The 11,408-nt window shown below is 32.1% G+C and carries 12 protein-coding genes; 1 reads left to right on the top strand and 11 read right to left on the bottom strand.

Translation table 11 applies throughout. The features are described 5' to 3' along the window. Positions 1 to 399, top strand: a 399-nt coding sequence (locus FLA105534_RS16880; protein ID WP_217427709.1) for a hypothetical protein, incomplete at its 5' end; no start/stop codon positions are given. On the opposite strand, the gene FLA105534_RS16875 is transcribed toward FLA105534_RS16880, so the two are convergent. Genes FLA105534_RS16875 through FLA105534_RS16825 form a run of 11 tightly spaced genes read right to left on the bottom strand, consistent with a single transcriptional unit; the run spans position 380 to position 11,408 of the window. Continuing rightward, positions 380 to 988, bottom strand: a complete 609-nt coding sequence (locus FLA105534_RS16875) for an acyltransferase (protein ID WP_173967266.1) — start codon at positions 986 to 988, stop codon at positions 380 to 382. The genes FLA105534_RS16880 and FLA105534_RS16875 overlap by 20 nt on opposite strands. Beyond that, complete coding sequence (locus FLA105534_RS16870; RefSeq protein WP_173967265.1) at positions 978 to 2,075, bottom strand: DegT/DnrJ/EryC1/StrS family aminotransferase; 1,098 nt, start codon at positions 2,073 to 2,075, stop codon at positions 978 to 980. Before FLA105534_RS16870 ends, FLA105534_RS16875 begins: the two co-directional genes overlap by 11 nt. Then, the gene (locus FLA105534_RS16865) at positions 2,076 to 2,618 is read right to left on the bottom strand and encodes an acyltransferase (protein WP_173967264.1); all 543 of its coding nucleotides are present in this window, start codon (positions 2,616 to 2,618) and stop codon (positions 2,076 to 2,078) included. It abuts the gene before it with no gap. Continuing rightward, positions 2,615 to 3,034 carry a sugar 3,4-ketoisomerase gene (locus FLA105534_RS16860; protein WP_173967263.1) on the bottom strand — a complete coding sequence of 140 codons (420 nt, stop codon included), beginning with the start codon at positions 3,032 to 3,034 and terminating at the stop codon, positions 2,615 to 2,617. The genes FLA105534_RS16865 and FLA105534_RS16860 overlap by 4 nt, the downstream gene beginning before the upstream one ends. Continuing rightward, positions 3,027 to 3,425 (bottom strand): sugar 3,4-ketoisomerase, encoded by a 399-nt coding sequence (locus tag FLA105534_RS16855; protein ID WP_173967262.1) that lies wholly within the window; start codon positions 3,423 to 3,425, stop codon positions 3,027 to 3,029. Before FLA105534_RS16855 ends, FLA105534_RS16860 begins: the two co-directional genes overlap by 8 nt. 10 nt (positions 3,426 to 3,435) lie before the next feature. Then, the gene (locus FLA105534_RS16850; RefSeq protein ID WP_173967261.1) at positions 3,436 to 4,710 is read right to left on the bottom strand and encodes a nucleotide sugar dehydrogenase; all 1,275 of its coding nucleotides are present in this window, start codon (positions 4,708 to 4,710) and stop codon (positions 3,436 to 3,438) included. Between the two features lie 52 nt (positions 4,711 to 4,762). After that, a complete protein-coding gene (locus tag FLA105534_RS16845) occupies positions 4,763 to 5,728 on the bottom strand; it encodes an SDR family oxidoreductase (RefSeq protein ID WP_173967260.1) in 966 nt (321 codons plus the stop codon). After that, entirely contained in the window at positions 5,728 to 6,798 is a 1,071-nt protein-coding gene (locus tag FLA105534_RS16840) for a Wzz/FepE/Etk N-terminal domain-containing protein (protein WP_173967259.1), read from the bottom strand. Before FLA105534_RS16840 ends, FLA105534_RS16845 begins: the two co-directional genes overlap by 1 nt. A gap of 8 nt (positions 6,799 to 6,806) precedes the next feature. Further along, positions 6,807 to 9,293, bottom strand: a complete 2,487-nt coding sequence (locus FLA105534_RS16835; protein ID WP_173967258.1) for an SLBB domain-containing protein — start codon at positions 9,291 to 9,293, stop codon at positions 6,807 to 6,809. Positions 9,294 to 9,341: 48 nt separating this feature from the next. Further along, complete coding sequence (gene rfbB, locus FLA105534_RS16830; protein ID WP_173967257.1) at positions 9,342 to 10,388, bottom strand: dTDP-glucose 4,6-dehydratase; 1,047 nt, start codon at positions 10,386 to 10,388, stop codon at positions 9,342 to 9,344. 12 nt (positions 10,389 to 10,400) lie between these two features. Continuing rightward, entirely contained in the window at positions 10,401 to 11,408 is a 1,008-nt protein-coding gene (locus tag FLA105534_RS16825; protein WP_173967256.1) for a mannose-1-phosphate guanylyltransferase, read from the bottom strand.

Here is an 11,408-nt window from a genome sequence, read left to right as displayed (position 1 = left end):
CCTAAAACCCTTATAGGATTACTATATAAATTGGAAACAAATATCCAACTAGAAAAGAATGATCCAAATAGCAATAGTATAACACCTACAATACCAGAACAGTACAAACTTATTTTAAATGAAGTACTGAATAATGATTTTAACTTTTCATTGTCAGCTTCATACTCAGCTGTATATTTTACAACACCTGTATTAATAGCTCCATTCGCAAAAGTAAGTACAATGCTTATGAAATTTGAAAAAGCTCCAATCAAAGCGACACCACTAGGACCAGTAAATACAGCAACAACTTTATTAGCTGCAAATCCAGAACTAATCCGAATTAGAGTAATAATTGCAGAAAAAAAAGTAGTTTTAATTAATTTCAAATTTTCTTATATTAAAAGTTTAGAGGCTTAATTACGCGGCATGGATTTCCACCCGCAATTACATTATCTGGAATTGACGTAGTAACAACAGACCCATGCGCAATAACTGAATTCTCACCTATAATTACTCCCTTTAAGACAGAAACATTTGAACCAATAAAAACATTTTTTTTTATTAGTACGCTCGCAGTATTTATATTACCACCAATCCTCTTCAAAGGATTTAAATCATGAAAATCTGTATCAAATGCTATAAATCCAAAGCCTATAAGTGTATTATCCCCAATTTCTATACCATCACCTTCACTAATGATACATGCATTATTATTAATCCAAACTCCATCTCCAATTTTTATTACAGAATTTATTCTTCTTGCTTCTAAATGTATATAAGATGAGTAAATTTGAGGTGACGGATTAACTCCCAAATTGACTTTCCCATTAAAGATTATCCTGCCCAATCCATTCAATAATGCTGGACTATTATAAATTGGTTTTCCATTAATCCTATTACAAGTTGATAACAACTTATATTTTTGAATACGAAAAAAAATATAAAAGTCAACAACAAAAATGCGATGGCACCTTCTCTTAATTTTTGAATATAATTCAATATTCATTTAAAAGACGTATTATCTTATCAACTTCTGTTGATAGTATTAATGAATTTAAAGGCAAACTAATTACAGTATTATGAATTAATTCAGAAATTGGAAACCTCAAAGAATTCCATTCTTTGTAAGCTTCCTGATGATGAGGGGGAATTGGATAATGGATAACTGTTTGAACGCCATTATTTGTCAAATAATTTTGCAAAGCTTCTCTGTTTTCTGTTCGTATAACAAACAAATGCCAAACATGAGCCATAGCATTAACAACATTTGGCAAAATAATTTTTGGATTAACTATTTCTTTAATATATCTATTTGCAATTTTCCTTTTTATCTCAGTTTCAGCATCTAGATTATTCAATTTTACATCTAATAAAGCTGCTTGTAATTCATCTAAACGACTATTAATTCCTTTGTATAAATTTTGATATTTAACATGGGAACCATAATTTAAAAGAGCTCGAATACATACTACCAGATCTTGATCATTTGTTGTTATGGCTCCAGCATCACCCAAAGCACCTAAATTCTTGCCTGGATAAAAGCTAAACCCTGATGCATTACCCCAACTTCCAGCTTTTTTGTTGTTTAAAATTGCGCCATGAGCTTGGGCACAGTCTTCTATTACTTTCAAATTGTACTTATTTGCGATAGCAATAATACCTGGCATATCACATAATTGACCATATAAATGAACTGGTAATATAGCCTTAGTTTTTGAAGTAATTTTAGATTCTACCAATAGAGGATCAATATTATATGTTTCTAAATTTGGCTCTACCAATACTGGAATCAAATTATTTGCAGAAATTGCTAAAATACTTGCAATATAGGTGTTTGATGGAACAAGAATTTCGTCTCCATCATGAAATATTCCCATTTCTTTATAAGCTCTAATGATAAGAATAAGAGCATCTAATCCGTTTGCAACGCCAATAGCATGGTCAACACCACAATAGGCAGCAAAATTTGCTTCGAACTGTTTTAATTCAGTACCCATTATATACCATCCAGAATCTAAAACACGAGAAAAAGCTTGTTTAAGCTCTTCTTTATATTGCGCATTTATCTTTTGTAAATCTAAAAATTTTATCATTTATTTTAGTATCAATTCGTTTTCAAAAAATTCATATTCCAGCCCGGTTGATTTAGATTTTAAATCCATATCTAATATTTCACCTGATTTTGTTACAAATCCCTTTTGATTAGCAGGATTTCCATACCATAGGGTATGAGGCTGAACATCTTTCGTTAATACCGTGCCTGCTCCTAACATAGCATATTCACCTATTACAACACCAGCTACAATAGTTGAATTTGCTCCTATTGATGCTCCCCTACAAATTTTAATTTTATAATACTCGGAAAGATGTTGTTTTGATCTTGGATATAAATCATTAGTAAATGTTACATTAGGACCAATAAAAACATTTTCTTCAATTGTTACGCCATCCCAAATTTGAACACCTGGTTTAACTGTTACATTATCACCTATAACAACTTGATTCTCTATAAAAACATTGCAATTTATATTACAATTTTTTCCAATCTTAGCATTTTTTAAGACCACACAAAATTGCCAAATAGTTGTTCCTTCTCCTATATTTTTAGATTGAACATCTGCTAACTTATGAATCATACCATTTGAAATTTTAAAAAATCTTCATAATCTCTTATATAATCACTCTCATCGTATTCATGAGATGCAAAAACTAAACATATACTCCCAGAAGAAAAATTAATTTCAGAAGCCCAAATACCTGGAGGGATATGCAATCCAATATCTGGCCTATTCAATAATACTTGCCTTTTTGTTTTACCATCATCCAACAATACTTCAAAAGAACCACTAGTTGCGACTAAAAATTGATGACATTGTTTATGAGCATGAGCACCTCTAGATTCCCCCCCGGGGATATCATATAAATAAAATATTCTTTTTGTAGCAAATGGCAAATCAATATCATTATTAATAGCCGTAATGTGACCATTTCTGTCTCCAATTTGTTTTAAATACAAAAGGTTACATTCAAAAACACTATTTATGTTACTCATTCGATAATTTTTTTAAATACTCAAAATCTCTAATATAATCATCTTTAGAAAAAGCATCACTAGAAATATGTAATGCTAAAGAATTAGTTGAAAAATTCTCTATATGTCTCCAAGTTTTTGCAGGCAAATACAATCCGTAATAACTTCGATTTAAAGAATATTTTTCAACACTACCATCTAAATTAGTTATCACAACATCAAAACTCCCGCTAAGAGCTATAATTATTTCTTCTTGTTTATGATAAGCGTGTCCCCCTCTAATTTCTCCACCTGGAACATCATAAGTCCAAAATGTTCTTTCAATTTCAAAAGGTATTTGATTTGGATATTGCAGAAAAGTGAGATTTCCTCTAGGATCAGTAATTTTTGGTAAATTTATAATTTTTGTCATGAATATTTAATTATAGTTTACCATCCACATTATTACCCAAAATTCCTTTAACATCATATAAAATGCTATTCTCTTTTTGTAACGAAACCAAATCTAGTTCTAAAAATTTTTTGTGAGCTACTCCTAATATAATAGTATCAAATTTAGTTTTCGGTAAATCTGATTTCATCACTAAATTATATTCATGCATAACTTCTGCCGGGCTAGCCATGGGGTCATGAATTGTAACTTCAATACCATAATCTTTTAAGGCATTAACTACGTCAACTATTTTTGTATTACGCACATCGGGACAATTTTCTTTAAATGTTATTCCTAACATTAACAAATTAGAATCTTTAACAGCAATGCCTTTTTTAATCATAAGTTTAACAACCTGTGATGCTACATATTCTCCCATACTATCATTTAGTCTTCTACCTGCCAAAATTATTTCAGGATGATAACCAAATTCCTGAGCTCGCTGAGCCAAATAGTAAGGATCAACCCCAATACAATGCCCTCCTACCAATCCTGGTTTAAATGGCAAAAAATTCCATTTAGTCCCTGCAGCTTCAAGTACCGCATTAGTATCTATATTCATTAAATTGAATATTTTGGCCAATTCATTGACAAAGGCAATATTTATATCTCTCTGAGAATTTTCAATTACCTTCGCTGCTTCTGCAACTTTAATAGAAGGTGCCAAATGCGTTCCTGCAGTAATTACACTTTTATATAGTTCATCTACTACAATACCTATTTGAGGATTAGATCCAGAAGTAACTTTTAATATTTTCTCAACTGTATGTTCTTTGTCACCGGGATTAATTCGCTCAGGTGAGTAACCCGCAAAAAAATCAACATTAAATTTTAAACCAGAAATTTTTTCAAGAACAGGAATGCATTCCTCCTCTGTGACACCAGGATAAACAGTAGATTCATAAATTACAATGTCATCTTTTTTAAGAACTTTCCCAACTGTTTCACTTGCTTTGTAAAGAGGGGTTAAATCTGGTCTGTTATTTTTATCAACAGGGGTAGGAACAGTAACTATAAATACATTACATTCTTTTAAAATATCTAAATTGTCTGTACAATAAAGCCCCATTTCACTTGAATGTCTATCAACTAGAACTTTTTTTAATATTTCATCTTCAACTTCCAATGTGCTATCATGGCCACCATTCAGTTCAGATATTCTATTTACATTAATATCAAAGCCTATTGTAGAATATTTAGTAGCGAATAATCTAGCTAAAGGTAGTCCAACATAACCAAGTCCAATTATGGCAATTTTTTTCATATCAATTTTCTGTTATTCAGAATTCAAATTATTAAATTAATCGTAATTTTTATTATTTTAAATTATCATAATACCATGCAACAGCTTCCTTTAAGCCATCTTGAATCGAGAATTTTGGCTTATAACCTAACAAGTTTTCCGCTTTAGCTATACTAGCTAGAGAATGTGGAATATCTCCAGCTCTACTAGGTCCATAGATCACTTCAATATTAGCAATTTTAGGATCATAAACAGAGAGGTATTCCTTCAGCAATTCAACTAGTTGCGTTAATGTAGTCCTATCACCGTAAGCCACATTATAAACAGTATTAATAGCTTCTAGATTTTCACTTGTCATCGCTAATTCATTCATCTGAATAACGTTGTCAATATATGTAAAATCTCTCGAATAGTTACCGTCTCCATTAATAACAGGACTTTCATAATTCATAAATTGCATAACAAATTTAGGAATGACAGCTGCGTATGCTCCATTTGGATCTTGTTTTCTACCGAACACATTAAAATATCTTAACCCAATAGTTTCTAAACCATATGTCTTACTAAAAATATCTGCATACAATTCATTAACATACTTAGTTATTGCATATGGTGAAAGAGGTCTTCCTATAACATCCTCTACCTTGGGTAATCCTTGAGAATCTCCATATGTTGATGAACTTGCCGCATACACAAAACGTTTTACTTTTGCATCTCTGGAAGCCGTTAACATATTCAAAAAACCAGTTACATTAACATCATTAGTAGTAATAGGATCATTAATAGACCTTGGAACAGAACCTAAGGCTGCTTGATGCAGAACATAATCAACTCCGACAACTGCTTTTTGACAATCTTTCAAATTTCTAATATCACCTTCTATCAAAGTATAATTTACATTTTCCAAAAAAGGTAAAATATTTGATCTGTGTCCAGTAGCAAAGTTATCCAAACAAACAACTTCATAATTTTTATTCAAAAAAAAGTCCGATAAATTAGACCCAATAAATCCCGCTCCTCCAGTAATTAATATTCTCATTATAATAAATCTTTTATTAAGCGTTTTAAAATTAAAAATACAACTATTAAAAATCCTGCAATAAAACCTCCTAAAATCATTCCCTTAAGTTTACCTAATTGTTCCTTGTACAAAGGCAAAATTGGGCTATCGATAACCTGAATTAGAGGAGTTTCTTTTCTCAAAGTGACTTTCGCAAGTTCCGACTGTTTTACTAACTCTGTTAAAATAGCCGTATTTGCCTGCACATCAACCTGTCTTCTAGCTGATGGTGCTCGACGTACATTTAGAGCAGGATTCAAATTGAAAGTATTATCATTAGCAACTGCTACTCCGGTAATAGCACCATTTAATTCATTTCTAACAGAATCAACTTGGCGTTCCAGCATAGCCATATTTGTACGAGCCTTTTTACTTTTAGTCTCAACATAAAACTTTCCAACTTCTTTAGTTAAAGCTTCACAAAAAAATTTAGAAAACAACTCGCTTGTAGAAGTAACATCCATTGTTATTATTGAAATTTTTTTATCTTTCTGTGCAACGGACAAGCTTGTCTTGCTTAAATTGGAATAAATTAATCCTATTATACTATCTTGATCTCGCGAAAATTTTCCCGGGTCAGCATTTGGTAAAAATTGTATAGAGGCAAATCTTGGCTTTTCAACCCATTTTTTTCTAAACTTCATATTCTGAATATACATTTCAACCAAAGAAATAATTTTCCCATCAACTTTAACAGGTGTCAACAATGCTTTTTGCACCATTTTTCTTGATTTAAATAACTCAGCTAAGTTACTCCCAGTAAATATTCCTCCGCCGCTACCTCCTAAATCTAAACCAAATGAGCTTGCTAATCCTAAAGCACCTCCTAACCCCCCAGCACCTCCTTTTTCATCTTCAACAGCAAATGTCAATGATGCTGTATATATCGGCTTTTTTACAAATGAATAAGTCAATCCCAATAGGCAACCAATTATTCCAGCAACCACAATAATCTTCCATTTTGAAAGCAAATAGACGCACCAACTCTTTATTTGTTGTACAAATTCTTTGATTGAAATTTCTTCTGATTCGATAATTTTATTATCCATGAAATTTTTTATTTAAATGCTGTAACAATTAGTAATGCCAAACTGGAAACTACACTACCGATTCCGACCCACTCTCCTGCTGTCATTTTCTTAGATTGCGGCTTTTCAGGAACAACAATTTGAGAATCAGGTTCAACAGTAGGATATGATCTAAAAAATAAAAATGAAGTAGTTACGGCTGCTTTTCCATTTGGATAAATAATATAGGCTTTTTTCTTCCATCCTTTATTATCAACCCCCCCAACCGAGTTTAGATAGTACTTGAATCCCTTTCCTTTTCTATATGGAATTTCAGAAGTCAACAATACATTACCTGTTACTTTAACACCTTCATTATAAATCGCTACTTCAATTTCATCACCAGGAAATAGAGTAACATTCGAATAATGATTTTTATCTTTTACAATTTTTTCCCAATTTACAGGAATGGTGGCAAATTTTAATTCATCCCTAAGTTTTTTAGATAATTTAGAATTAAGTGTATCCTTTTGTTTTACATCCAATTCTTTTCCGTCTTCGGTAATTTGTTTTTTATCAAGATTAAGATTTACACTTTCTAATTGTTCAATTTGCTCATCTTTAATTGGCCTTTTAATCTTCATACCGTCCAAGTTAGCAATTGAAGTCAATCCACCTGCTCTCATGACAACATTGTAAACGGTTTCTTTTTTATTAGCCAAAACATACTTTCCTGGATAAGTAACAGCGCCACTAACCTTTACCATTTCAGGCTTTTCGTAAACTGCCATTTTTCTTATGTTAATGACATCAAAAGGCTTTAATACAAAATTCTTAATCTGTTCATTATTATTTGCTGTAATTTCAAGCTCAACCAATTCAATTCTTTTTGGGTCTGCATCATCAATTACATCTGACTTTACCATTCTGGCAATTTCAACTCTTTTTGATGCTGAGCCTGTCAAACCTCCGACCTGAGCGACTAAGTCATTCAACGTTAAATTTTCAAAATACTCATACTCTCCAGGATTTTTGACTTCCCCATCAATCGTTACCTTGTATTCTTCTCTAAACTCTAGAATCGAATACACTGTAATAATATCTTCTCTTTTAAGTTCTATATCAGCATTTAAATCACCTGACAAGGCAGCAGTTAAATCCACATTTACAATCTCCGTTGTTAGATCTGTCTTCAAACGAATAATTCTCGCTCTTTTGGTATACGCATCTTCCTTAAGTCCCTCAGCCCTAGTGACAAGATCAGAAATTCTCATTCCTTCATTGTACGAGTAATAATCCGGTCTAAAAACTGCGCCTTCAATTTTAATACGATTTTCAAATCGATTTAAGATCTTTGTAACCTTGAACACGTCTCCAGATTGTGGAACATAAGATCCATATTCACTTTCATTAATATCATGAACCTTAAACTCTTTTCCTGTTTTTTGCAAAACATTTACCGAGGCAGTATAAGCGAACTCATTAAAGCCAGACGCAAAAGTTAAAAGATCGGAAAACTTTTCACCTTTTTTCATTTCAAAAATCCCTGGTCTCTTTACTTCTCCTTCAACAGTCACCCTTTGAGTATAAGCCGGAATTCTGATAACGTCATTATCCTTCAAACTGACATTATCAGACTGATCACCTTTTACTAAAAACTTATAAATATCGACATTTCTATAAACTCTATTATTACGGATTAATTCTATATTTCTGTAACTGCCATTTTTACCTGGACCTCCTGCCAAATGCAATGCATTATAAACGGAAGCGAGAGAGGAGATAGAATAATTACCAGGCTGCTTTCCTCCTACTATTGTCACTTTAATTGTTCTAATATCGCTTAAGCTAACACTAACCTGAGATTGTCCAGATCTAACCGTACTATAAACTCTTGCAATTGCAGCTTTAATTTTTTGTGAAGCAGCTTCTATTGACATTCCAGCCACTGCTATCTGCCCAACATTCTGAATTGTAATCTTACCTTCGAAGTTTACCGGGACAGTATCGTCAAACTGCTGAACACCATATACACTAACTTCTAATTTATCCCCTGGCCCCAAAATATAATTTACAGGTGTTGCCATTTTCAAATCTGGTTCAAAATTTAAAGTGGGATTATCAAATAATTCGGATCCAAAAATCAAAGCGTTTAGTGAATCTTTCACTTTATCATTTTTAATTTTTTCCTGTTTTCTTCCAAAATCAAGATCCTTATCTTCTGTTTTTGTTTTATTGTCTTTATTTTTATCTTTCGAAACATCTTTTGAATTTTTCTTATCGAATTCAGTAAGTTTCACTTTCAACTTATTAAATTCAGTCTGATTCATCCCTTTGGATAAAGCCATAGATTCCACCTGATCAATTGTAGCATTATTGCTCTTTAACTGAGCACTAATTTTAGCCAAATCATCGTCTGACAAATAATCTACCTTTACTGTACTCAAATCTTTTGATTTAAGAATATCCTGAGCACTTGCATTAAAAGATACAAGTAAAGTAAAAAACAAAGTAAGAACGTATATTATCTTTTTCATATTTAAACTAGATTTTAACCGCTTGGTTTAAAAAAAATTATTTATTGTTTAAGAGTATTGTTTTTGATAGTAATCCTTATAAGAACCAGAAGTTACATTTTGTAGCCATTCTTCGTTATTCAAATACCAATTAATTGTTTTTTCTAAACCTTCTTCAAAAGTAACAGATGGTTTCCATCCTAATTCTGTATTAATTTTTGAAGCATCAATGGCATAACGTAAATCATGTCCCGGTCGGTCTTTCACATAAGCAATCAATTCTTGCGAAGCTCCTTCATTTCTACCTAATTTCTGATCCATAATTTGGCACAATAACTTCACTAAATCTATGTTCTTCCATTCGTTAAAACCTCCAATGTTGTAGGTTTCATGATTTTTTCCTTCATGAAAAACTAAATCTATCGCAATCGCATGATCTTCAACAAAAAGCCAATCGCGCGTATAATTGCCATCTCCATAAACAGGCAAAGGCTTATTATTTATAATATTATTTATAAAAAGAGGAATTAATTTTTCTGGAAAATGATACGATCCATAGTTGTTAGAACAATTCGTCAAAACATAAGGCAGGCCATAAGTCTCTCCGTAGGCTCTTACAAAATGATCAGAGCTTGCTTTAGAAGCTGAATACGGAGAATTAGGATCGTAAGAAGTTGTTTCTGTAAAAAGTCCTTCAGCTCCTAATGAACCATAAACTTCGTCCGTACTGATATGATAAAAACGTTTACCTTCAAAATTATCTTTCCACTGATTTTTTGCAGCGTTTAGTAAATTCATTGTTCCGATCACATTTGTTTTCACAAAGGCTAATGGATCTTCAATTGATCGATCAACATGTGATTCCGCAGCTAAATGCAAAACACCATCGAAATTATGAAGGGAGAAAAGTTCATTTATAAAAGTTTCATCTACGATATCTCCTTTTATAAATGTATAATTAGGTTTATCCTCAATATCTTTAATATTCTCAAGATTTCCGGCATAAGTCAAAGCGTCTAAATTAAAGATCTGATATTTTGGATATTTATTCACAAAACGTCTCACTACGTGTGAACCAATAAAACCAGCCCCACCGGTTACAAGAATTTTCTTCATTTTACTTTCCAATTAATTTAACAATTCTGAATTTTGTCTTTCTAATTCACAATATAAATCTTTTACATCTTGCGAATTTTCCTTTTGAAGAATTAGATTCGCAGTACTCGTATAGACAAAAATTGTATTTCTCAATCCCAAAAATGCAGTATATTTTTCAGTCCCAATAACCATGTTTCCGTTATCATCTATAGAATGACCTCTAGAAACTAAATAATCGTAAACCGATTCAAACGAACCTAAATCAGACCATGAGAATGCCGCAGGAACTACTTTTATTTTCTTACTGCGTTCCATCACCGCATAATCGATACTTATTGACGGGATTTCTAATGATAAACTTAAATCTAAAAATCCTTCTTTGTTTACTTCCCAAACAGCTTTGGACTTTTCAAAAACATCGGGTTGATATTGTTTTAATTCTTCTAATAAAACTCCCGCCTTGAAACAAAACATACCACTATTCCATAAAAAATTTCCTCTTGCTATGAAATTTTTAGCGGTTGTCTCGTTTGGCTTTTCACGAAATGAAATCACTTCATCACCTCTTGATTCAATGTAGCCATATCCTGTTTCGGGCTTAGTTGGAATGATACCAAAAGTTACTATAAAACCTTCTTTTGCTTTTACGACAGCTTCATTTATAGCCTTATTATAATCTTCCATCTTTTCAATAATATGATCCGAAGGTGTTATAATTAAAATATCATCGGGATCAGAAGCAAATGCAGCAAAAGCAATTGCAGCAGCAGTATTACGAGGAGTCGATTCAACAATATTAACATAAGCCTTTTTAGACTTATCCATTACTTTCGCACTAAGAACATGATTATCAACATTCCCAACCACCATAACTTTATCTGCTAAATGACTATTGCGATCTACAGTCATTTCAAATAAAGACTTCCCTTCAAACATTTCCAAATATTGCTTTGGCTGACTTTTCCTTGAAAGGGGCCACAATCTGCTGCCAACTCCTCCGGTCAAGATCACATGTATGATTGAATTACTTGTTTTCAT

It is taken from the genome of Flavobacterium collinsii, from assembly GCF_902804485.1.
GTDB lineage: Bacteria > Bacteroidota > Bacteroidia > Flavobacteriales > Flavobacteriaceae > Flavobacterium > Flavobacterium collinsii.
Note: the sequence above shows the minus strand (reverse complement) of the source record. Positions and strands in the feature narration are given on the sequence as shown.

Excerpts from the sequence above, each read along its gene's own strand:
- FLA105534_RS16875 (WP_173967266.1), bottom strand. The coding sequence starts at position 988 with ATGAATATTGAATTATATTCAAAAATTAAGAGAAGGTGCCATCGCATT.
- FLA105534_RS16870 (WP_173967265.1), bottom strand. The coding sequence starts at position 2,075 with ATGATAAAATTTTTAGATTTACAAAAGATAAATGCGCAATATAAAGAA.
- FLA105534_RS16865 (WP_173967264.1), bottom strand. The coding sequence starts at position 2,618 with ATGATTCATAAGTTAGCAGATGTTCAATCTAAAAATATAGGAGAAGGA.
- FLA105534_RS16860 (WP_173967263.1), bottom strand. The coding sequence starts at position 3,034 with ATGAGTAACATAAATAGTGTTTTTGAATGTAACCTTTTGTATTTAAAA.
- FLA105534_RS16855 (WP_173967262.1), bottom strand. The coding sequence starts at position 3,425 with ATGACAAAAATTATAAATTTACCAAAAATTACTGATCCTAGAGGAAAT.
- FLA105534_RS16850 (WP_173967261.1), bottom strand. The coding sequence starts at position 4,710 with ATGAAAAAAATTGCCATAATTGGACTTGGTTATGTTGGACTACCTTTA.
- FLA105534_RS16845 (WP_173967260.1), bottom strand. The coding sequence starts at position 5,728 with ATGAGAATATTAATTACTGGAGGAGCGGGATTTATTGGGTCTAATTTA.
- FLA105534_RS16840 (WP_173967259.1), bottom strand. The coding sequence starts at position 6,798 with ATGGATAATAAAATTATCGAATCAGAAGAAATTTCAATCAAAGAATTT.
- FLA105534_RS16835 (WP_173967258.1), bottom strand. The coding sequence starts at position 9,293 with ATGAAAAAGATAATATACGTTCTTACTTTGTTTTTTACTTTACTTGTA.
- rfbB (WP_173967257.1), bottom strand. The coding sequence starts at position 10,388 with ATGAAGAAAATTCTTGTAACCGGTGGGGCTGGTTTTATTGGTTCACAC.
- FLA105534_RS16825 (WP_173967256.1), bottom strand. The coding sequence starts at position 11,408 with ATGAAAACAAGTAATTCAATCATACATGTGATCTTGACCGGAGGAGTT.